The 21,358-nt window shown below is 67.3% G+C and carries 24 protein-coding genes; 21 read left to right on the top strand and 3 right to left on the bottom strand.

The genetic code is table 11. From position 1 onward, the window contains the following. Positions 1-14: 14 nt before the first annotated feature. The 3 genes from AC3EF3_RS05690 to AC3EF3_RS05680 all read right to left on the bottom strand — a co-directional run bounded on the left by AC3EF3_RS05690 (position 15) and on the right by AC3EF3_RS05680 (position 2,692). A complete protein-coding gene (locus AC3EF3_RS05690) occupies positions 15-1,004 on the bottom strand; it encodes a hypothetical protein (RefSeq protein WP_488531185.1) in 990 nt (329 codons plus the stop codon). 132 nt (positions 1,005-1,136) lie between these two features. Then, positions 1,137-1,943 carry a ZIP family metal transporter gene (locus tag AC3EF3_RS05685; protein WP_488531184.1) on the bottom strand — a complete coding sequence of 269 codons (807 nt, stop codon included), beginning with the start codon at positions 1,941-1,943 and terminating at the stop codon, positions 1,137-1,139. Between the two features lie 53 nt (positions 1,944-1,996). Then, positions 1,997-2,692: a response regulator transcription factor gene (locus AC3EF3_RS05680; protein ID WP_488531183.1), complete on the bottom strand. Its 696-nt coding sequence runs from the start codon at positions 2,690-2,692 to the stop codon at positions 1,997-1,999. Positions 2,693-2,906: 214 nt separating this feature from the next. Here AC3EF3_RS05680 and AC3EF3_RS05675 point away from each other — a divergent pair, with 214 nt between their 5' ends. From AC3EF3_RS05675 to AC3EF3_RS05575, 21 genes are all read left to right on the top strand, one after another. Next, positions 2,907-3,191, top strand: a complete 285-nt coding sequence (locus AC3EF3_RS05675) for a PilZ domain-containing protein (protein WP_488531182.1) — start codon at positions 2,907-2,909, stop codon at positions 3,189-3,191. 107 nt (positions 3,192-3,298) lie between these two features. Next, a complete protein-coding gene (locus tag AC3EF3_RS05670; RefSeq protein WP_488531181.1) occupies positions 3,299-3,868 on the top strand; it encodes an A24 family peptidase in 570 nt (189 codons plus the stop codon). A gap of 19 nt (positions 3,869-3,887) precedes the next feature. Continuing rightward, positions 3,888-4,706 carry a Flp pilus assembly protein CpaB gene (cpaB, locus tag AC3EF3_RS05665; RefSeq protein WP_488531180.1) on the top strand — a complete coding sequence of 273 codons (819 nt, stop codon included), beginning with the start codon at positions 3,888-3,890 and terminating at the stop codon, positions 4,704-4,706. 42 nt (positions 4,707-4,748) lie between these two features. After that, a complete protein-coding gene (locus AC3EF3_RS05660) occupies positions 4,749-6,410 on the top strand; it encodes a type II and III secretion system protein family protein (protein WP_488531179.1) in 1,662 nt (553 codons plus the stop codon). A gap of 18 nt (positions 6,411-6,428) precedes the next feature. After that, a complete protein-coding gene (locus AC3EF3_RS05655) occupies positions 6,429-6,719 on the top strand; it encodes a hypothetical protein (RefSeq protein ID WP_488531178.1) in 291 nt (96 codons plus the stop codon). 134 nt (positions 6,720-6,853) lie between these two features. Next, on the top strand, positions 6,854-7,048 hold the full coding sequence (locus tag AC3EF3_RS05650; RefSeq protein WP_488531177.1) for a Flp family type IVb pilin: 195 nt from the start codon (positions 6,854-6,856) through the stop codon (positions 7,046-7,048). A 71-nt stretch (positions 7,049-7,119) separates the two neighbouring features. Next, positions 7,120-8,400 carry a pilus assembly protein TadG-related protein gene (locus tag AC3EF3_RS05645; protein WP_488531176.1) on the top strand — a complete coding sequence of 427 codons (1,281 nt, stop codon included), beginning with the start codon at positions 7,120-7,122 and terminating at the stop codon, positions 8,398-8,400. Between the two features lie 10 nt (positions 8,401-8,410). Continuing rightward, complete coding sequence (locus tag AC3EF3_RS05640; RefSeq protein WP_488531175.1) at positions 8,411-8,860, top strand: TadE/TadG family type IV pilus assembly protein; 450 nt, start codon at positions 8,411-8,413, stop codon at positions 8,858-8,860. Next, the gene (locus AC3EF3_RS05635; protein ID WP_488531174.1) at positions 8,857-9,288 is read left to right on the top strand and encodes a TadE/TadG family type IV pilus assembly protein; all 432 of its coding nucleotides are present in this window, start codon (positions 8,857-8,859) and stop codon (positions 9,286-9,288) included. Before AC3EF3_RS05640 ends, AC3EF3_RS05635 begins: the two co-directional genes overlap by 4 nt. Positions 9,289-9,300: 12 nt before the next feature. After that, a complete protein-coding gene (locus AC3EF3_RS05630) occupies positions 9,301-10,452 on the top strand; it encodes a CpaE/TadZ family protein (protein ID WP_488531173.1) in 1,152 nt (383 codons plus the stop codon). Between the two features lies 1 nt (position 10,453). Further along, positions 10,454-11,848 (top strand): TadA family conjugal transfer-associated ATPase, encoded by a 1,395-nt coding sequence (locus AC3EF3_RS05625; protein WP_488531172.1) that lies wholly within the window; start codon positions 10,454-10,456, stop codon positions 11,846-11,848. Positions 11,849-11,858: 10 nt separating this feature from the next. After that, positions 11,859-12,851: a type II secretion system F family protein gene (locus AC3EF3_RS05620; protein ID WP_488531171.1), complete on the top strand. Its 993-nt coding sequence runs from the start codon at positions 11,859-11,861 to the stop codon at positions 12,849-12,851. Positions 12,852-12,860: 9 nt separating this feature from the next. After that, positions 12,861-13,778, top strand: a complete 918-nt coding sequence (locus tag AC3EF3_RS05615) for a type II secretion system F family protein (protein WP_488531170.1) — start codon at positions 12,861-12,863, stop codon at positions 13,776-13,778. Continuing rightward, positions 13,775-15,277 carry a hypothetical protein gene (locus AC3EF3_RS05610; RefSeq protein ID WP_488531169.1) on the top strand — a complete coding sequence of 501 codons (1,503 nt, stop codon included), beginning with the start codon at positions 13,775-13,777 and terminating at the stop codon, positions 15,275-15,277. The genes AC3EF3_RS05615 and AC3EF3_RS05610 overlap by 4 nt, the downstream gene beginning before the upstream one ends. Before the next feature lie 28 nt (positions 15,278-15,305). Next, positions 15,306-16,397, top strand: coding sequence for a glycosyltransferase family 2 protein (locus AC3EF3_RS05605; RefSeq protein ID WP_488531168.1), 1,092 nt, complete (start codon positions 15,306-15,308; stop codon positions 16,395-16,397). After that, entirely contained in the window at positions 16,394-17,146 is a 753-nt protein-coding gene (locus AC3EF3_RS05600) for a class I SAM-dependent methyltransferase (RefSeq protein WP_488531167.1), read from the top strand. The genes AC3EF3_RS05605 and AC3EF3_RS05600 overlap by 4 nt, the downstream gene beginning before the upstream one ends. Then, positions 17,143-18,732, top strand: a complete 1,590-nt coding sequence (locus AC3EF3_RS05595; protein WP_488531166.1) for a hypothetical protein — start codon at positions 17,143-17,145, stop codon at positions 18,730-18,732. Before AC3EF3_RS05600 ends, AC3EF3_RS05595 begins: the two co-directional genes overlap by 4 nt. Beyond that, positions 18,714-19,148, top strand: a complete 435-nt coding sequence (locus tag AC3EF3_RS05590; protein ID WP_488531165.1) for a GtrA family protein — start codon at positions 18,714-18,716, stop codon at positions 19,146-19,148. Before AC3EF3_RS05595 ends, AC3EF3_RS05590 begins: the two co-directional genes overlap by 19 nt. Before the next feature lie 64 nt (positions 19,149-19,212). Beyond that, entirely contained in the window at positions 19,213-20,235 is a 1,023-nt protein-coding gene (locus tag AC3EF3_RS05585; RefSeq protein ID WP_488531164.1) for a phosphatase PAP2 family protein, read from the top strand. A 67-nt stretch (positions 20,236-20,302) separates the two neighbouring features. Then, positions 20,303-20,542 carry a hypothetical protein gene (locus tag AC3EF3_RS05580; protein WP_488531163.1) on the top strand — a complete coding sequence of 80 codons (240 nt, stop codon included), beginning with the start codon at positions 20,303-20,305 and terminating at the stop codon, positions 20,540-20,542. Positions 20,543-20,624: 82 nt separating this feature from the next. After that, on the top strand, positions 20,625-21,356 hold the full coding sequence (locus tag AC3EF3_RS05575; protein ID WP_488531162.1) for a hypothetical protein: 732 nt from the start codon (positions 20,625-20,627) through the stop codon (positions 21,354-21,356). The last annotated feature ends 2 nt before the right edge of the window (positions 21,357-21,358 follow it).

Below are 21,358 nucleotides of genomic sequence, written 5' to 3'. Positions count from 1 at the left end.
CGCGCTTGGTCGTCTCATTTCTTGGGTGACGTGCTGCCGGAGCTGCCCATCGACCCGCCGGAGCCGCTCGTTCCACCGGTGCCGCTGGTGCCGCCGGTGCCGCTCGAAGTCGAGCCACCGGTCCCGGTGGTCGTCGCCCCGGTGTTCTGCCCCTGGCCGCCGCTGCGGCTCGCGCGCCAGCTGTTGAATTCATCGGCGAACTTGCGATAGCGGTCCTGGCGCCACGAGTGGTAGTCGTTGTCCAGGTTGCGCATCTGCTCTTCGCGCCATTGCTGGTACTCGGGATCGTGATGCGGGGGGGCGCCGTAGCCCGGCGTGCCGCCATAACCGCCGCCCTGCTGCCCGTACGGGCCCATGTGCTGCTGGCCACCACCGTAGTGCTGGCCGCCCATGCCGCTGTATTGCTCGTGCTGGCCGTAGCCACCATAGCCGCCCTGCTGTCCGTAGCCTTGCTGGCCGTAGCCACCGTACCCGCCGGCCATGCCGCCGCGGCTGCCGTAGCTGCCCTGGTCGTACGTGCCCATGTGCTGCTGCCCGCTGTAGCCGCCCTGCATGCCGCCCTGGCGGCCGTAGGTGCCCCAGTCACCGCCGCCGCTCTGGCCACCCCAGCTGCCCTGGCCGCCGCCATAGCCTTGCGGGCCCTGCCCGTAACCGGGCGACCCGCCGCCATAGCCCGACCCGTAGCGCTGGCCCCCGTACTCGCCGCCATAGCCCCCGTACTCGCCGCCGAATTCGCGGCCGTATTCGCGCCCGCCCGAAGAGCGTCCCCAGTCGGAGCCGCCGGTGCCGCGGCCGTAGCCGTGGCTGCTTTCGTTGCCGCTGCCGGAATAGCCGCCATAGCGTTGCGAGCCTGGCTGCGATCCGCCCTGGCCCCAGCTGCCGCGCGATTCACCGCTCCAGCCGTGCGCGCGTTCCTGTTCGTGACCTTGCGGGTCGGCGCCCGAGCGCCCCTGGTTGCCCTGGCCCTGGTGGCGATTGCTGTCTTCCCAGTCGCGTGATGCCATGCGTGTTCTCCTTTGCTTTGAAGCCACGTCCCACGTTAGGCGGGCCGTGGATGGAGAACTGTCGGACGAGGCCGATAGCGTGGCAGCACGGCGCTCGAGCAGGGCCATTCGCGGGCCGCGCCGTGCTATCGCTCAGCGATGCGCCACGTGACTGACGATCGTGACCAGCGCGATGCCCACGAGCAGCCATGCGACCTGGATCGCCGTCTCGCGCGCCGAGAGGCGCCGCTGCAGTTGCGGGATGAGGTCCGCCAGCGCAACGTAGATGAAGCTGCTGCTGGCAACGACGAGGAAGTAGGGCAGCCCGCCGTGCAGGCGCTCCACCAGCCAGTAACCGGCGAGCCCGCCGAGGGCCGTCACGGCACCGGCCAGCGAGACCTTCACGAGCGCGGCACGTCGGTTGGCGCTGGTCATGCGCATCACGGCGAGATCGCCGACGTGGTGCGGCACCTCGTGCGCGAGCACCGCGAGCGCGGCGACCCAGCCCAGACGCATGTCGGCGACGAACGCGGAGGCGATCAGCACACCGTCGCCGAAGCAATGCACGCTGTCGCCGGTGAGCACCGCCCAGCCGCCCGAACGCAAGGGGCGATGTTCGTGTGCATGCAGATGATCGTGGCCCTGGCCGTCGTGCTCGTGGTGATGTTCGTGGCCGTGGTGCCAGAGTTCGGCCTTGTCCAACAGGAAGAAGAACACCACGCCGACGAGCAGCGCGGAGAACAGCGGCTGCGCCCCCGCGTTGCTTTCGAAGGCCTCGGGCAACAGGTGCATGAACGCCGTCGCGAGCAGCGCACCGGCAGCGAGGCTCAGGAGGTGGTGCGGACCGATCGCGCTGTCCTGGCCGCCGGCGAGAAAACCCGCGCGCATCAATCCGGCGGCCAGCCAGACGCTGCCGATGCCCGCGCCCAGGGTGGCGATCACGATTGCGATGAAGGTCATGCTCAGCGGGCGATCTTAGCAACCGCCGGCTGAGCTCGAGCTGTCAGGACTCCCTACCTGGCCCGGTCGCGCATCTCGCCCAGGCCGTGGCGCGTGGCGTACGCGTACAGGTCGAGGCGATTCGTGACGTGCAACTTGCTATAGATCGCCGTGAGGTGGTTGCGCAACGTGTGCTCGCTGATGCACAGGCGATGGGCGATCACTTTCGCCGGCGCCGCGGCATCGCTGGCCAGTGCGGCGATGGTCTGCCGCTCGCGCCGGGTGAGCGTGGCGATCTTGTTCTTCTCGGGATCGCTGCCTTCGGACGCCTTCTGGCGCGCCATCTCCAGGAAGATGCGGCTGGTGGCACCGCGATCGATCCACAGCTCGCCGTCGTCGATCTTCTCGATGGCCTTCAGCAGCGCGCCCGGCTGGTCCCAGGTCCTCACCACGCCGCGCGCCCCGGCGAGCACCGCCTTGTCGGACAGGATCGTGTCGTGGGAGCCGGTGATCACGAGGCATTTGGCGCCGCCGCAGTGCGACAGCACCAGCGCGAGCGCGGGCAGTTCGTCATCGGATTCGAGTGCGATCACGACGACTTCGACCGGGTGCGACTCGAGCGCGGCGAGTGCCGCGGCGGCGGCGGCCGCGGTGCCGGCCAGCTCCAGCCGCGGATGCGCGCTCTGCACCAGCCGCTCGAGGCCCCAGGACATCATCGGCGGTGCAATGACGAAAACGCTGACTGGGTGCAGCGCGATTGTTGTCTGCATTTTTCCCTCCGGCCCCTGCTAGGCGACCGCGCTCATACTAATGAGCGACGTTAAGCAAGGATGCGAAACGTTGCAATTGCTTGCGGTCGTTGCCGAAACTCGCGGTAAGGATGTGCAGGCGCTCGCGAACACCTGTGCTAGCCCGGGAGCACTCCTACTCATTTCAGTGGATTTCGCCCATAGGAAAGCGCATGCGAACGTAGACACTTGGTTCATGTTCGAGGAGCACAGAACCGAGCCGCGCGAGTCGCTCGCCTTGCCCGTGAGGCTTGGCGACGGCGCCGAAGCCGTGACGCGCGACATCAGCCCCTCCGGCATGTACCTCGAGATCCGCGGGGACCATGATCCCGGCGACAGCATCCTCTTTTTCGAGATGCTGCTCGATGAGCCAAAGATGAAATTCACCGCCGAAGGCCAGGTCGTGCGCATCGAGCACCACGAAGGCCGCACCGGCATCGCCGTCAAGCTCCTGTCGCCGCGCCTCGAAGTGCTGGACTGACAGGCACCCTCCTCCTTTTCCTCCCGACCCGTCCGGGTCACTCCTCCCACCCAAATCGGGAGGACGTTCTCATTCGTCCGCGCAGCGCCCTGCCTAAATTCGTCGGCATGTTGCAGCTCTCTTCCTGGCTCATGCGCCTGCAGGACATGCCGCTGGCGCACGCGGTCCTCGCCGCCCTGGTGTGCGTCGCGGCCGTGATCGACTGGCGCACCCTGCGCCTGCCGAACTGGCTCACGGTCGGCACGTTGGGGGTGGGCATCGCCTTTGCCGCGATCCACCCTGCACCCGGCAACGGCATCTGGCGCGCTTTGGGCGGTGCGTTCACGGGGCTGGCCTGCACGCTGCCCTTCTACGTGCTGCGCATGATGGGCGCCGGCGACGCCAAGCTCATGGCCGGCGTGGGCGCCTTCCTCGGCTTCCCGGCGGTGCTCGGCGCGGTGATCTACACCTTCCTCGCCGGCTGCGTCGCCGCGCTCGTGTTCGCGCTCTGGCGGCGCGCGCTCAAGCGGCTGGCCGCGAACGTGACCCAGGCCGCGCGCGGTCTGCTGTACGCGGCGCTCGCGGGCGTGCGCACCACCGTGGCGCTGCCGCAAGGCACGTCGGTCGGCAAGTTGCCCTACGGGCTGGCGATCTGCGCGGGCACGCTCGCCTGGCTCGCCTTCCCGAACCTTCTGTAGTTTTCACCGGGAGCATCACATGAGGAACATCAAGGCGCTCGCACTCCTGCTGCTGGCGATCGTGACCGGACTGGCCGCCGCCGTCTATGCGGCGGGCTGGGTTGCGCAACGAGGCAACCTGGCGGCCACCAAGGTCGTCGTCGCCGCCGTCGACATCGAACTGGGCAGCAAGATCAACCCGCAGATGATCACGCAGGTGGACTGGCCCACCGGGTCGGTGCCGGCCGGCGCCTTCAACGACTTGAAGGACGTGCAGGACCGCGTGGTGAAAGTCGGCCTGCAGCGCGGCGAGGCCGTCCTCGACCGCAAGCTCGCGCCGGTGGGGACCAATGGCGGCCTGTCCGCGGTGATCGCCGAGGGCAAGCGCGCCATGACCGTGCGGGTGAACGACGTGGTCGGCGTGGCCGGGTTCGCGCTGCCGGGCAACTACGTCGACGTCATGGTGAACATGCAGCAGGACACCGGTGCGCGCGGCAGCAACCAGATCAGCATGACGGTGCTCGAGCACGTGCTGGTGCTGGCGGTCGCCCAGGAAGCCGGCCGCGACGACACCAAGCCCAAGGTGGTGAGCGCCGTGACGCTCGAACTCTCGCCGGCCGATGCCGAAAAGCTCGACCTCGCACGCAGCGTCGGCAGCCTGTCGCTCGTGCTGCGCAACCAGCTCGACAAGGATTTTGCGAAGACGAACGGCGTGACCCGCGAACAGCTGCTGGGCTTCAAGGCATCGGTCGAGGCACCGAAGCCCATTCGCGTCGCGGCAGCGCGACCTGTCGGGGTGGTCAAGGCGCCATGCGTGGAGATCATCCGCAACGGCACCACGAGCCTGAGCTGCTTCTGAGCGGGCAGCCCACCAACAACAAGAACCAGGGAACCCGCACACATGAAAACCACCTTCCAGCCCCAGGCCATCGCCTTCGCTTCCGTCCTCTGCCTCGCGGCTTCGGCACTGGCCCAGACGCGACCCGCGGAGAACAATCCGCCGCCCGCAACGCGCAGCACGCGTCCTGCTGCCGCAGCGAACGCCGCACTGCGACCCTGCACGTCCGTCACCGCCGATCCGCCGTTGCGCCTCGCGCTGGGCAAGTCGCAGGTGATCCATCTGGACTACCCCGCAGCGCGCCTGATCGTCGGCGGACAGCCCACCAGCCGGGCCGGCCGTCCGATGGCCGCGCAGCCGCAAGGTGGACCCGGTGCGGCGGGTGCGCCCGCCCCTGCTGCGCCCCCCGCGGCCGGGCCAGGCGCAGGCGCCAGCGACGGCGTGGCCGACACGGAGATCACGCTGCTCAGCCCGACCGAACTCTTCTTCCTCGGGCGCAAGACCGGGTCGATGAACGTGATCCTGCAGGGATCGGATGGCCGGTGCGTGGTCAAGGACATCGTGGTGACGGTGGATCCCGAGACACTGCAGGCCAAGATCGGGGAACTCATGCCGCAGGAGCGCGGCGTGAAAGTCGCGGCGGCCGAGAACGCGATCGTCCTCATGGGCACCGTGAGCGACCCGGTGAGGCTGGACCAGGTGGTGACGCTTGCGGGCTCCTACGGGGACGGCAAGAAGGTGGTGAACATGCTGCGCGTGGACTCGCCGCAGCAGGTGATGCTCGAAGTGAAGATTGCCGAAGTGAGCAAGACGCTGCTCAACCGGCTCGGGCTCGATTTCTCGCGCGTGATCACGTCATCCGGCGCAGCAAGCCTCATCTCGGGAATCATCGGCGGCGGCCCGGGTCTCTTTACGCGCTTCGCCACGGAAGTGGTGACCGGCGTGGCCGGCTCCTCGTCCGCGGCCACCTCGGGGCGCAATGCCAACGGCAGCGCATCCATCGGCGGCGTCGACCGGACCCAGACCCGCAACCCGGATGGCACGTTCAGCGACAAGTTCACCATCGGCTCGCAAACGATTGCCAAGAACGGGACCCTGGTGAACGTCGACGCGCAGAAGAAGGACGGCATCGTGCGCGTGCTGGCCGAGCCGAACATCATGGCGATCAGCGGCCAGTCCGCGAGCTTCCTGTCCGGCGGCAAGATCTTCATTCCCGTCTCTCAGGGCAACAACTTCGGCGGCACCTCGATCACGCTCGAGGAAAAGGAGTTCGGCGTCGGCCTGAAGTTCACGCCCACGGTCCTGGACGGCTCGCGCATCAACCTGAAGCTGGTCTCCGAAGTCTCCGACCTCTCGCAGACCGGCTCGCCATTCACGACCGTCGGCGGTGTCACGTCGGTCCTGCCGTCCATGACGACGCGCCGCGTGGACACGACGGTGCAGCTGCTGGACGGCCAGAGTTTCGCCGTCGCGGGTCTGATCAAGAACAACCTGTCCGAAGCGCTCGACAAGTTCCCGGGCCTGGGCGACGCGCCCGTGCTCGGCGCGCTCTTCCGCTCCACCGAGTTCCAGACCGACCAGACGGAGCTGATGTTCCTGATCACCCCGCGCCTGGTCAAGCCGATGACGGGCGCCGTGATCCTGCCCACCGACAGCCACGTGGCCCCGACGCCCGGAGACGCGTTCTTCCGCGGTGTCACGGAAGGCAGCGCGCCGGCGCCTTGACCTCAACCGGAGAAGATCATGAACAGAACCATACCGCTCCTCGCGACCGCACTGGCCCTCACGGCTTGCAGCGGCCCCAACTACTCGGTCACCCCGCAATACGACGCGAGCTTCGGCAAGGCCGTGCGCGAGGCGCGCCAGCGCATGACGCTCAACCCGAATGCCGCCAGCACCGACCCGGTGGTCGGGATGGACGGACCTGCGGCGCGCGAAGCGCAGGCCCGCTACGTGGACGCATTCAAGGCACCCCCGCCGGTGGTGAACGTGATCAACATCGGCGGAGCCGTCCGCGGGGGCGGCGGGCAGTAGCGCCCGCCCGGACTCACGTGAAGAACTCGCGGCACGCAGTGCGCGGAAAGGAGTGTTCGCCATGACATGACGAAAGCACCACCTTCAACTCCGTCATTTCACTTTTTCCGTTTTGTTTTTCAAAGAGGTCAACCATGCACAAGTTCCTGAATTCCGTTCAGTCGTTCGCGAAAGATGAAGAAGGCTCCCAGGTGATCGAGTACGCCCTGATCATCGCGGTCGTTTCCATCACCCTGGTGGTCGCACTGCGCAATCTCACGAACGCCAACTTCAACAGCTTCATCAGCCGTGTCGGTACCTGCCTGACGAACGGCAACGCCTGCGCTTGATGCCCCCGGAACAGGCGGGCCCGTCATGACGTGGCGGGCCCCCCTGTGTGGCAACAGGAGCAAAAGTAGTCATGCGAAAAGTCGTGAACCGCCGTCGCCAGAAAGGCGCGATCATCATCACGACCTGTCTGATGCTGCTGTTCCTGCTTGGCTTCATGGCATTCGCGCTGGACTTCGGGCGACTGTTCATCGTGAAGACCGAGCTGCAGACGGCCATGGACAGCTGCGCGCTTGCGGCCGCGCAGGAGTTGGACACGCAGTCCACCTCCATTTCGCGCGCGATGAGCGCCGGCGCGACCGCCGCGAACCTCAATCGGGTAAACCTCCAATCCGGGACGTGGGACAACAAGGGCCAGCTCGCGCCCGACACCGAGATCACTTTCTATACCTCCGGATTCGTGTCGACCACGGATCCGTTCGCCGCATCCTATGTGCAGTGCCAGCACGTGCAGCCGGACGTGCGGCTCTGGCTGATGCGGGCGATGGCCGCGTTCTCCGGCAACACGACGGTGTTCCGGGCTACGCAGGACGTGGGCGCGAGCGCGATCGCGAAGCGCGGCAGCTCGCAGACCGCCTGCCCCATTCCCGTGGCCGTCAAGGCTCCCCCGGGTTCATCGCCGCCGATGTACGGCTTCATCGCCGGCCAGTGGGTGACCGTCTGGGGAACGCGCAACCCCGGCAGCGGCGAGTTCGGCTGGTACAACCTCGACGGCAGCACGAATGCGAGGGCCACGAAGGACCAGCTCGAGAGCGGCGTGTGCAACACGCGAGTGGGCGACACGCTGGGCACGCCCGGCGCGAAGACGGCGGTGGACGAGGTGTGGAATTACCGCTTCGGCATCTACAAGAACAACGTCGACCACAGCCAGCACCGCCCGGACCTGTCGGGCTACTCCTACACGTCGACGAACTGGAAGAACGCCCCGCCGGAGAACGCCTGGTCGGGCACGCCGGCGGCGGGCTCGGCTCCCAGCGCGCAGAACTTCGTCGCGAAGCGCGCCGCGTATGCCTCCTTCGACGACACCGGCACGGACCTGAGGGACGGAAGCACGATCACGTTCGGCGACCCCAACAAGCTGAACAGCTTCAGGGTGGTCGCGACGCCGGGCACGAATGGCGAGCACCAGCGGTATGGCACGGGCGACCGCCGCGTCGTGACGGTACCCGTGCTGGATGACGGCAATCACGTCATCGATTACCTGTGCATGTTCATGCTGCACCCCATGAGCGGCCCGAACGACGACGTGAAAATCGAGATCATCGGCTCGGCGGGCACTCCGGCCAGCCCGTGCACGACTTCAGGCATTCCGGGCGGTACCGCCGGCCCGCTCGTTCCCGTGCTGGTGAGGTGAGGGAATGGCCATGAACAGCTTCTCCTTGAAATCCGGCCAGCGCGGCGTCGCAGTGATCGAGTTCGCGCTGATCCTGCCGCTGCTGCTCGTGCTCACCTTCGCGACCACCGAAATCGGCCGCGCCCTGTACGAATACGGCTCCGTGGCGAAGTCGGTCCGCCAGGCCGCGCGCTACCTCGCCATGCAGGACCCGAACACGCACCAGACGCAGGCGAGCAACCTCATCGTGTACGGCTACACGTCGCCACCTTCCGGCGCCACCCCGCTTGCGCGCGGCCTGAGCGCGACCAATGTGATGACGCCAGTCTGGCAGACGGCAGGCACCACCCCGACCATCAGCGTGGTGACGGTTGGCGTCACGGGCTACCAGTTCCAGTCGATCTTCACCACCGCCTTCGGCGTGTCGTTCGGGACGATCACCTTCTCGGACATCACCGCCACGATGAGGAGCCACACGTGAAGCGCAAACAACGAGGCGCCACCGCGGTCGAGTTCGCGCTGGTGTTCATTATGTGGCTGGCGTTCACCCTCGTGATCCTGGACGTCACGCGCATGCTGTTCACGTGGAACGCGGCGAGCGAGGCGGCGCGCGCGGGAGCCCGCTACGCGGTGGTTTGCGACAACACGGGCAACGCGACGCTGGTGCTGAACAAGATGCAGGCGCTGCTGCCCCAGATCCAGACCATCAACGTGGGCTGGGACCCGGCGGGTTGCAACCCCACCAGCTGCATCGGCGTGCGGGTGACGATCACCGGCCTTACCTACAACTTCATGTCGCCCATGGCGGGCCTCGCGCGCCTGGGCGTGATCCCGCTGCCCAGCTTCGCCACCTACCTCACCCGCGAAGACATGCGGCAGGACGCCAATGCCGCAACGATCTGCCCCTGAACAGGATTCCTGATGAAAATCGCCGTCATCTCCCCCAGCACCCAGCACCTGCAGGACATCCGCGGCGTGCTCGAGGCCCGTTCCCACCGCGCGCTGCTCTACGAGGGCGGCAAGAGCCGCATGCGCGAAGTTGCCGAGCGCGAGCAGCCGGACCTCATGCTGGTCGACGGCATCTGCTGCGACACCGGCGAGCTCGCGCACGTGGAACACGTGACCACCCAGTACCCAACGATGGTGGTGGTGCTGCTTTGCTCCACCCACACGCCCGAATTTCTGCTCAACTCCATGCGCGCCGGCGTGCGCGAGGTGCTCCCCTCGCCGGTCCCGCGCGACGCTCTCGAGTCAGCCGTCGATCGCGTCGCGGCGAAGATCACCAGGGTGCAGGCGCCCAGGCGCGGCCGGATCCTTGCCTTCATGTCGTGCAAGGGCGGCAGCGGCGCGACCTTTCTGGCGACCAACCTGGGCTGGCATCTGGCCGAGCGCGGCAGCGTCCTGCTCATCGACCTGAACCTGCAATTCGGGAACGCGCTCGCGTTCGTCCACGACGGCCGGCCGGTCTCCACGATCGCCGACGTGGCGAAGGACATCGCGCGGCTCGACGCGTCGCTGCTGGCCGCCAGCACCGTGCGCGTGGCGCCCAACTACAGCATCCTGCCTGCGCCCGAGGACGTCGCCGAAGCGGTCGAAGTGCGGCCCGAACATGTCGACGCCATCCTCGAACTCGCGTCCGCCAACCACGAGTTCGTGATCCTCGACGTGAGCCGCAACCTGGACCCGGTCGCGATCCATGCGTTCGACCGGGCGTGGCGCATTTTCGGCGTGGTGCAGTCCACGCTGCCGGACGTGCGCAACGCAAGCAAGATGCTCGATGCGTTCCGCGCGCTCGGCTACCCGCTGGACAAGACGGAGCTGATCGTCAACCGCGTCGACCGCAGCGCCGAGATCGGCCTGGAGCAGATCCAGCGCTCGCTGGGAGGCATCAAGGTGCGTACCGTCCCGAATTCGTACAAGGACGTCACGGCCTCGATCAACCACGGCGACCCGCTCACCAAGACGTCGCGCTCGAACGCCGTGGTGAAGAACTTGTCGGAGTTCGCCCAGTCCATCAGCCCGCGCACCGACGAGAGCCGCGGACTCCTCGATCGCCTCTTCAGGAGAGCATGAGATGTCGTCCATCCACCCCATCAGCACCACGGCCACGCTCGGCTCGATGCCCTCGCTGCGCGCCAGGCTCAATGGCGGCGGCCCCGATCCGTCATCGTCGCTGCAGCCGGGCGCCGCGGATTCCTACAAGTTGCTCAAGGGACGCATCCACCTGAAGCTGCTGGACAAGTTCGACCTCGCCGCGCTCGAGACGCTGACACCGGATGCGCTACGGGCCGAGATCGCCGTGATGGTGGAGCGCCTGCTCGCGGAGGAGCAGGCCGTCATCAACGACAGCGAGCGCGGCACGCTGATCCGCGACATTCAGCACGAGATGCTCGGCTTCGGCCCGCTGGAGCTGCTGATGGCGGATCCGACCGTCTCCGACATCCTGGTGAACTCGTACCGGCAAATCTACGTCGAGCGCCGCGGCCGGCTGGAGCTGACCAACGTGACGTTCACCGACGAGAAGCACCTGCTGCGCATCATCGACAAGATCGTCTCGCTGATCGGCCGGCGCATCGACGAGTCCAGCCCGATGGTCGACGCGCGGCTTCCGGACGGCTCGCGTGTGAACGCCGTGGTCCCGCCCGTGGCCATCGACGGTCCCATGATGTCCATCCGGCGGTTCGCGCACATCCCGCTGCGGATGGATAACCTGATCGGCGACCAGCTCAAGACCCTCACGCCGGAAATGGCGATCATGCTGGAGGGCCTCATCCGGTCCAAGGTGAACATCGTGATCTCCGGTGGCACGGGCGCCGGCAAGACCACCTTGCTGAACATCCTGTCGGGCTACATCCCGGAAGCGGAGCGCGTGGTCACCATCGAGGACGCGGCGGAGCTGCAGATGCAGCAGCCGCACGTGGTGCGCATGGAAACCCGGCCGCCGAACATCGAGGGGCGCGGCGAGATCACGCAGCGCGCGCTGGTGCGCAACGCCCTGCGGATGCGACCGGACCGCATCATCATCGGCGAAGTTCGCGGGGCCGAGGCCTTCGACATGCTGCAGGCCATGAATACCGGCCACGAGGGCTCGCTCACGACGATCCATGCGAACTCGCCGCGGGACGCCCTGGCGCGGCTGGAAAACATGATCGGCATGGCGAACATGAGCCTGCCGCACAAGGCCGCGCGCCAGCAGATCGCCTCGGCCATCACGGTGGTCGTGCAGGTCCTGCGACTGATCGACGGACGGCGCAAGGTGACGAGCATCCAGGAAATCACGGGGATGGAAGGCGAAGTGGTCACCATGCAGGAGATCTTCGCTTTCCGGCAGACGGGCCTGGCGAAGGACGGCACCGTGGAGGGCCACTTCCAAGCCACCGGCGTGCGGCCCAAGTTCTGCGATCGCCTGCGCGCGTTCGGCGTCGTGCTGCCGGACGGCATGTTCGACCCGCTGCGACACCTGCAGTGAAGGAGGCTTCATGCAATTCATCCAGGGAACCAACAACTTCCTGATCCTCACCGTCCTCACGTTCGTGGCGGTGCTGCTGTTGATCGAGAGCCTGTACCTGCTCTGGAGGTCGCGCAAGGGACCGGAAGCCATACGCCTGAACAACCGGCTGCAGTCGCTTTCGGCCAGCCTGGACCGCAGCTCCCGCAGCCAGGTGCTCAAGCAGCGCATGCTCAGCGAGCTGCCCGTGTTCGAACGCGCACTGCAGAGCGTGCCGCGCGTGCAGCGGCTCGATCGCCTGCTGCTGCAGTCCGGGCTGACCTGGACCGTTTCCGGCTTGCTCGTCGCGACATTCGCCTGCCTGTTTGCGGGATGGATGATCGCGACGGAAGTGGCGCGGCTGTCGTATCTGGTGTCCGGCCTCATCAGCGTCGGCGCCGCCGCCCTGCCGCTGGCCTATGTTGAGCGCCAGCGCAGCCGGCGTCTTGCGAGGATCGGCGCGCAGCTGCCCGAAGCCCTGGACTTGATGACGCGAGCGCTGCGCGCCGGGCACGCTTTCCCATCGGCGATGAAGATGGTAGGCGACGAGATGAGCGAGCCGATCGCCGGCGAATTCCGCACCGTCCACGACCAGATCAACTTCGGCGTGTCGCTGCAGCAGGCCGTCACGAACCTGAGCGACCGCGTGCCGAGCACCGACTTGCGCTACTTCGTCGTCGCCGTCCTGATCCAGCGCGAGGCGGGCGGCAACCTCACCGAGATCCTCACGAACCTGAGTAGCCTGATCCGCCAGCGGGCCAAGCTGATGGCCAGGATCCGCGTGCTGTCGTCCGAGGGTCGGCTTTCCGCATGGATCCTCGGCCTGATGCCGTTCTGTCTCGCGCTCGCGATGAACCTCGTGAACCCGCAGTTCATGAGCCTGCTCTGGACCGACCCGATCGGCATCTCCCTGATCGAATACATGCTCACGCTCATGGCGATCGGCGCCCTGATCATGCGCAAGATCGTCCGCATCCGCGTCTAGGAGGCCGCCATGGTCGTCGTCGCTTCACTCGTCTTCATCGCCATCATGCTGCTGGGCGCGGCGGCGTTCCTGTTCCTCGCGCCCAACCGCACGCAGCAGCGGCTGCACGGGATCAGCGCGATCCCCGAACAGCCCTCCAACTGGACGGAGACCTTCGTCAAGCTGGCCGGCCCGTTCGCCAAGCTGTCCACGCCCGAAGGCGAGTGGGAAGACTCGCCACTGCGGATCAAGTTCTTCCACGCCGGAATCCGGCGCGCCGATGCGCGCGCGCTGTATTTCGGCACGAAGGGCCTGCTGCCGCTGCTGTTCGCCGCGGCGGTCTTCTTCGGTGCGCGCGCTTTCAACCAGACTCTGGGACTCGGTCTCATGATGTGGATACTGATCGCCGCGCTGGTGGGCTGCTATATACCGAACTTCGTGGTCCACACCATGCGCAAGGACCGGCAGCGCGAGATCTTCGAGACCTTCCCCGACGCGGCCGATCTGATGCTGGTGTGCGTCGAAGCGGGGTTGGGGCTGGATGCGGCACTCACGAGGGTCGCCGACGAAATGCGGCGCAAGAGCATCGCGCTCGCGGAGGAACTGCACCTCACGAACCTCGAGATGAGGGCGGGCGGCACGCGCGAAAAGGCACTCCACAACCTGGCGCTGCGCACGGGGATCGACGAGATCGGCACCTTCGCGACCATGCTCACCCAGGCAGAGAAATTCGGCACGAACATAGGCGATTCACTGCGCGTGTTTTCCGACGACCTGCGCCACAAGCGTCAGATGGCCGCCGAAGAGCGCGCGGCCAAAATCCCGACGAAGATGCTCTTCCCATTGGTGTGCTTCATCTTCCCGTCGGTCATCGTCGTGATCCTCGGGCCCGCGATGATCACCATCATCCGCACCGTACTGCCGATGCTGACGGGGAACGGAACATGAAGCAGCCCAGCGACATCGCGGCGCCCCGGATCGCAGCGCTGGCCGCGCCCGCGCTGCGGCTGGCCTCCTGGCCGATGCTGATCGGTATCTACGTCTACGGCCTGGCGCTTTCGAACGAGAACGTCCTGAAGGACGGCGATACCTACTGGCACATCGCGGCGGGGCGCTGGATCCTCGAGCATCGCGCCGTGCCGGCGACCGACCCGTTTTCCCACACCATGCCCGGCGCGCCGTGGACCGCGCACGAATGGCTCTCCGAGGTCATCCTCGCACGCGTTCACGACTTCGGCGGGTGGGCCGCCGTGGTCGCCGTGGCCGCGCTGGCGTTCGCGGCCGCCATGGCCCTGCTCTCCCGCGCGCTGCTGCGGACCGTGGAACCCACACGTGCCGTCCTCTTCACTGCGCTGGCCGTGATGATGACGATCGGCCATTTCCTCGCGCGCCCACACGTGCTCGCCATGCCCTTCCTGGTGCTTTGGGCCGCGGAACTCGTGCGGGCGCGGCAGGAAGACCGTCGTCCCACGCTATGGCTGATGCCGCTGCTCGTGGTCTGGGCCAACATGCACGCGGGCTTCGTTCTCGGTATCTGCCTCGCCGCCGCCTTCGCGTTCGAGGCGCTGCTTGAAGCTCGCGCGCGCGGGCGCATCAACGTCGTAGCGCGCGATTGGGGCCTGTTCGTCCTGCTCGCCGTCGCGTGCGGCCTTGTGACGCCGCACGGGATTCAGGGATATGTCTACACGTGGGAGGTGATGACCCACCGCGAGTTCGCGTTGGACCACATCTCGGAGTGGCTGTCGGCCAACTTTCACGGTGTCGAGCCGCTCGAGATCTGGCTCCTTGGCGCGCTGGCCGTCTCTCTGGCGCAGGGGCTCAAGCTGCCGTGGCTGCGCCTGACGCTCGTGCTGGGCCTGTTGCACCTGGCGCTCAAGCACGCGCGCAACATAGAACTGGTCGGCATGCTGGCGCCCCTGATCGTCGCGCAACCATTCGCCGCGCAGTGGGCCGCGGCGAAGCGACCGGCCACCTCGAGCCGACTTGATCGCCTCTCGCGCGCGCTCGCGCACCCGGCGCACCCGGCGGCGGTGGGCGCGTGCATCCTGCTGCTGGCCGGGGCCACGCTCACGCTCGCGCAGGTACGCCCAGTGGAACCGCCGGAGTTCGCCGCACCGCAGAAGGCGCTCGAGGCCGCGAAAGCCTATGCGCGGCAGGGCCGGGTGCTGAACGGCTACGGCTGGGGCGGCTACCTGATCTACAGCGGAATCCCGCCCTTCATCGACGGCCGCGCCGAAATGTATGGCGACCCCTTCTTCAAGCGCTACGTCGACGCCATGAATTCTCACGAGGCCGGTGCGCTGGAGAAGCTGCTGGCCGACTATCGCGTGACCTGGACGCTGTTGCCGCCCGGCACGCCGGCCATCGCGGTCCTGGACCACCTGCCCGAATGGCGGCGCCTGTACGCGGACGAGAAAGCGGTCGTCCATGTCCGGGCCGCGTCCTGATCCACCCCGATCCACGCGAGAGGCCATCGTGACGACCAAACCCCTCCCCGCCGCGCCCATCACGCTGTCCATCGTGGTGCCCTGCTACAACGAGCAGGAGGTGCTCGCGCAGACCTATCTGCGCCTGGCCCGGGCCAGGCAGAAGATGATCGCTGCAGGCAAGATCACCCGCCGCAGCGAGATCGTGTTCGTCGACGACGGCAGCCGCGACGAGACCTGGAAGATCATCGACCGCTGGGCCTCGTCCAGCGAGCATGTGGTGGGTGTCAAGCTCTCGCGCAACTGCGGCCACCAGAACGCGCTGCTCGCGGGCATGGACCGCACACGCGGCGACGCCGTGGTGACGATCGACGCCGACCTGCAGGACGACGTCGCGGCCATCGAGCAGATGGTCGAAGCATTCAAGGCGGGGCACGAGGTGGTCTACGGCGTGCGCTCCAGCCGCGCCTGCGACAGCTGGTTCAAGCGCACCAGCGCGCGCGGCTTCTATCACGTCATGTCGTGGCTCGGCGTGCAGACGGTGTTCGACCATGCCGACTACCGGCTGCTGAGCCGCCGGGCCGTCGCGTACCTGCGCGAGTTCAACGAGGCGAACCTGTTCCTGCGCGGCGTCGTGCCGCTGCTCGGCCTGCGCAGCACGGTGGTGCGTTACGAGCGGCACGAGCGCCTCGCCGGTGAGTCCAAGTACCCGCTGCGCAAGATGATCGAGTTCGCGCTCAACGGCATCACGTCGTTCTCGGTGCGGCCGCTGCGCGTGATCACCGCGCTCGGCTTCGCCGTCTCGCTCGCGTGCGTGCTGCTCGCCGCGTGGGCGCTGGGCGTCAAGCTGCTGACCGACAGCACCGTGCCGGGCTGGGCCTCCACGATCCTGCCGATCTATTTCCTCGGCGGCGTGCAGCTGTTCTGCCTCGGCGTGCTCGGCGAATACATCGGCAAGATCTACGTCGAGAGCAAGCGGCGCCCGCGCTTCCTGGTGGAGACGGTGATTCACGCCGAAGCGGCAGCCGGCGACGGGCAGGCCACGCAATCGCCCGCTCACGTGGCCCGATACGCGGCGGGCCGCACGGCGCGCTTCGGCTTCGCGCCCCGCGGCTCGCGCCCGGCGAGGATGCGGTCATGAGCGCGGTCATCGGCTCGGGCGTACGCGTCGATGCGCCTGCGGCGCCGGCGCCGGGGCTGCGCGCAGAGTTCGACCTGCTCGCGGACGAATACCACGCCTTGCACCAGGCCAATGTCGCGATCACGGGCGAGCAGCCGGAGTTCTTCGCCGAATACAAGATCGCGGACCTGGCCCGCTTCTCGGCGACGCATCTCGGTCCCGTGAGCGAGATCCTCGATTTCGGCAGCGGCATCGGCAATTCGATCCCGTGGTTCCGTCAGTACTTCCCGCAGGCGCAGCTTGCCTGCGCCGACGTTTCGCCGCGCAGCCTCGAGATCGCCCGCACGCGCTTTCCGGGATCCGAGCGCCACGTGCTCGTGGAGCAGCGGGTGCCGCTCGCCGCGGCCAGCCAGGACATCGTGTTCTCGGCCTGCGTCTTCCACCACATCCCCCACGCGCAGCACCTGCACTGGCTGCGCGAGCTGCGCCGCCTCGTGCGCCCAGGCGGCCTGATCGTGGTGTACGAACACAACCCCGCCAATCCGCTCACGGTGCATGCCGTGCGCGCCTGCCCGCTGGATGTGAATGCGCATCTGGTGCCTCCGGCGCAGCTGCGCAGTTGCGCGGCGCAGGCCGGCTGGCGGCGTCCGCGCATCGACTACAAGTTGTTCTTTCCGCGGGCGCTGTCCCTGCTGCGGCCTCTCGAGGCTCGCATGGAGTGGCTACCGCTGGGCGCGCAGTACCGTCTCATCGCGCAGCAGGGGGCATGAAACTCTCGAGTGAGTCACTCCCCGTCGCCGGCGCGACACGCCGGACCGTCGGTTTTCGTGCGATCCGTGCCGCCCTTTCCGGGTCGTGGCCGGAGGTGGCCGCCCTCCTGGGCCTGCTCGCAAGCGCGATCGCGCTGCGAAACGTCGCTATCGGTCACGATGCCGTTTGGCAGATCTGGGTTGCGCGGCAGCTGGCCCACGGAGCACGTCTCTATGTGGACATCCTCGAGGTCAATCCGCCGCTCTGGTTCTGGATGGCGGTTCCCCTCGTCCACCTCTCGGATCTCGTCGGGATCGCACCCCGGGAGCTCCTGAGGGACTTCTTCCTTGTCACATTGACGTCGTGCCTCTTGATGGTCGGAGCGATCCATCGCGGGACGTCATCGACAGCCCGGCTTGCGCAGTACGTCACGATCCTGATCGCAGCCACGATCGTGGTGCTGCCCGACTTCGGGCAGCGAGAGCACTACGTGCTGCTCGCGACGCTCCCCTACGTCTCCTTGATCGCGGCCCGCGCACAAAGGGGGAAAGCGCCGCCGATCGGGCTGTCGGTGACCGTTGGGATATTCGCTGCGTCCGGCCTGGCCCTCAAAGCGCATTTCGCCCTCGTGCCGCTGGCCCTCGAGGCATGGCTCGCGATGAAGCTCCGCCGTCAGTGGACGCCAATGCGTCCCGAGTCCATTGCCCTGGCCGCATGCGCAGCGGCATACCTCTCTTGCATTCTTTTGTTCTCGCCCGACTATGCGCGCACGCAGCTCCCGTTCCTGTTCCTGTCGTATGCGGATTTCGGCAGCGCACCCTCCGGCTTTGTCTGGTCGCAGACCGTCGTTCTCCTGGTGCTCACCGCGTCGGCAGGTTTGCTCGCGTACCGGGGCCCGATCACCGCCATGGGCGGTGCCGCGCTGGTGGCCGCGCTGGCGTTCCTGCTGGCTTACATCGCCCAGTACAAAGGGTGGCGCTACCACGCATTTCCGGCCATTGGAATGCTGCTGGTGCTAGCCGGTGCCGAGAGCACGGCCCTGTCCTGGAAATACAGCCGCCATCGCCCGGGCGCGCTCGCGCTCGCGAGCGTGGCACTGATCGCATCGCTCGAGGCGCTGCATGTCGGTCCTTATCGGAACGACAGACATGCCATGACCGAGGCCGCACTTTCGGGCCTCGCCCGGGGCGAAACGGTCATGGTCCTTGCCGTCGGACCGGCCACGATATGGCCGATGATCGAAGACTTCGGACTCGTCTGGCCGGCACGCTACATGTCGCTGTGGATGCTGCCCGCGATCGTGCGTGCCCGAGTGGCCCATGAAACATCTCCGGAACTCGAGCGGCTCGCCACGACCGTGCGGCGACAGATCCTGGAGGACCTGCAGTGCCGTCCGCCAAAGCGGATCCTGATCGACAACGCGGTCGTCAGCGAAGGAGTACTGGAGCCGCAGTTCGGATATCTGGCGTTCCTGGAGGCCGAGCCGGAGTTGGACAAGTTCCTGCAGCGGTACCGCGCCGGGCCCCGGTTCGACCAGCTCTCGACACTCGACCTTGCCGACGGCGACGGCTTGGAGCCTGGCCGTCAATGCCGAAAGATCTTCTGAGCAGGCCGCATATGAATGTTTCACTGCGCGCCATTTCCGATTTTCGTGTGCGGCGTTTCGCGATTGTCGGGCTGGCGAATACCGCCGTCGGCCTTACGCTCATCTTCGCCTGCAAAGGCCTGCTGGGGCTGGGCGACGTCGTCGCGAACTTCATCGGCTACGCCACCGCGCTGCTGATCGGGTTCGGCCTGAACAAGCGCTGGACCTTCGGCTATCGCGGCGACACCGCGGGCGCGCTGGGCCGCTATTTGCTCGTGCTGCTCGTGGCCTACCTCGCGAACCTGTCGGTGACCGTCTGGGCGATCGATGTGTTGCACCTCAACAGCTATTGGGCGCAGGCGGCGGGCGTGGTCCCTTATGCGATGACCGGGTACCTGGGCAGCCGGTTCTTCGCCTTCCACCGGAGGGGCGGCTGAGCCGCGCGCCCAGATGTCCGCGACGATCCAGGGTCGAGTCCGGCGCGAGGGGTGGAGCGCCTGCGTGGAATGCATCCGCGCCGATGCGGGCTTCCATGTCTTCATCGCCGCCTACGCACTCGCCGGGGCGTTGGCGGCGACGGCAGCTGGCGTGCCGCACAAGTTCGTTCCGTTCACGTACATGTACTACGGCTTTCCGATGGCCGTGTTCACGATGATCATCGGCAGTGGCGTTTGGGCGCTGTGGTCACGCGAGCCCTTCGCCACCCTGAGGCGCGGCTTCGGCATGGCCCTGCATCCGCAGGTGGTGGCGGGCTGCCTGCTGTTCGCCAGCCTGTGGCTGCACCTGGGCGTGTTCACGTCGATCAAGACCCTGCTCCCCGACATTACGCCCTTCCACACAGACCGGGCACTGGCGGATTTCGACGAGGCGCTCCATGGCGCCGCGCCTTGGCGGTACACGACGGCGCTGCTGCCGCCCGAAGCCACAGGGCTGATCTGCCCAATCTACTTCGGCGTCTGGGGACTCCTGGTCCTGTCCGCATTGCTCGCGTGCCTGTTCGTCCCGCGGTTGCGGGCGGTTCGCGCGCAGTACCTGTGGACACACCTGCTCGCATGGCCGCTTCTCGGCAACTTGGTCGCGGCCTGGGCGATGTCGGGCGGTCCCATCTTCTACGGCCTCGTCACCGGCGACACGGCGCGTTTCGCCGAACTGCTGGGCGACCTGAAGCATTTCCCGCCGCTCGGCCATGGGGCCGCTTACCTGTGGCAGACCTACCTGAGCGGTCAACCATCCGTGGCGACCGGCATTTCAGCGTTCCCCTCTTTGCACGTGGCGAACGCGACCATGTTCGTGCTGCTGGCGGCGCGCATCGGCCGCGCATGGATGTGGGCGGCCATCGCGTTCTGCGCCTTCGTGCTGGTCGCCTCCGTGCATCTGGGCTGGCACTACGCGATCGACGGCTATTTCTCGATCGCCGCGACGCTGCTCCTCTGGTGGGCAGTGGGCCACGTGTTGCGCGCCCTGGACCGCCGGGATGCCTCAGCCGTGCGGGCTGTTACGCCAACGCAGAGCTCTCGCGTTTAACTTCAGGCGCATGAGCCCTTGTCGATTCCCTCTCCTGGCGCTGTGCGCCGCTCTGGGCGCCTGTTCCATGTTCGACACGCACACTGCATCCCTCCCCGAAGCCCGCTGCCGCGCGGCGGGCGGCGCGGCGGAACTCGGTAAAACGCTCGACGACCACACCAAGGAGCTGGCCCGCATGGGCGCGGGTGCGGTGCGCGCGGACGTGGTGCCTTACGGCGTGCCGGTGCGCCCGCGCGAGGTCGATCCCCAGCGACTGAATATCGAGGTCGACCAGAACCAGGTCATCCAGAGGCTGCGCTGCGGCTGAATTGCCGTCCAGTAGATTCCTGTGAGCATGGATGGGAGGAAGTGCTCATGCGCAGCGCCGCGGGCGCGCGTTCAATGGGGCCATGTTCACCGTTGCGCGCCTGGCTCGTGCCGACACCAACCTGTCGGCGCACATGCGCTGCATCCAGCGCGACGCGCCCTTCCATGCCTTCGTCGCCGCGTACGCCGCAGCCGGTTTGCTGACGGCGCGATTTGCCGGTGGACCGTACCAGTTCGCGCCGCTCACCTACCTGGTCTACGGCCTGGCGCTGGTACTGCTGGTGATCCTGGCCGCCGCAGCGCGCCGCGCGGGCGCACGCGCGGCGCAGCCCGACGGCGTCGCCGCGGCGCTGCTGTTCTTCAGCCTGCTGGTGCATATGGGCGTGTTCACGTCCATCCAAACCATGCTGGCGGACGCACGGCCTTCACCATATTCCGGTGCCTGGGCCGTGCTGATTCCGGCCTGCCTGCTCGCCTGCCTGTTCTCGCCACGCCTGCGCCCCGTGCGCGACCGGTGCCTGTGGACCTACCTGCTGCTGTGGCCCTTGCTGGGGAACGTGGTGGCCGCCTTGGGCGCCGTGCCCTCGATGCACCTGGCCAGCGCGACGCTCTTCGTGCTGCTCGCCTGCCGACTCGATCGCAGGTTGATGGATGCGGCGCTCGTTGTCCTCGCGCTCTTCGTCTTGTGGTCCGTGCACCAGGATTGGCGGCTCGCCGTCAATGACCTGGTCTCGGTGGCGGTCACCGTGCACGTGTGGGCCGCGGTCGGGCGCGCGCTGGACTGGCGCGCCCGGATGAAGGCCGTCGGCGCCTAGTG

The sequence above is a fragment of the Ramlibacter sp. GS1-15 genome, assembly GCF_057785015.1.
The sequence above is the reverse complement of the archived record's forward strand: the minus strand, read 5'-3'. Positions and strand labels throughout refer to the sequence as shown.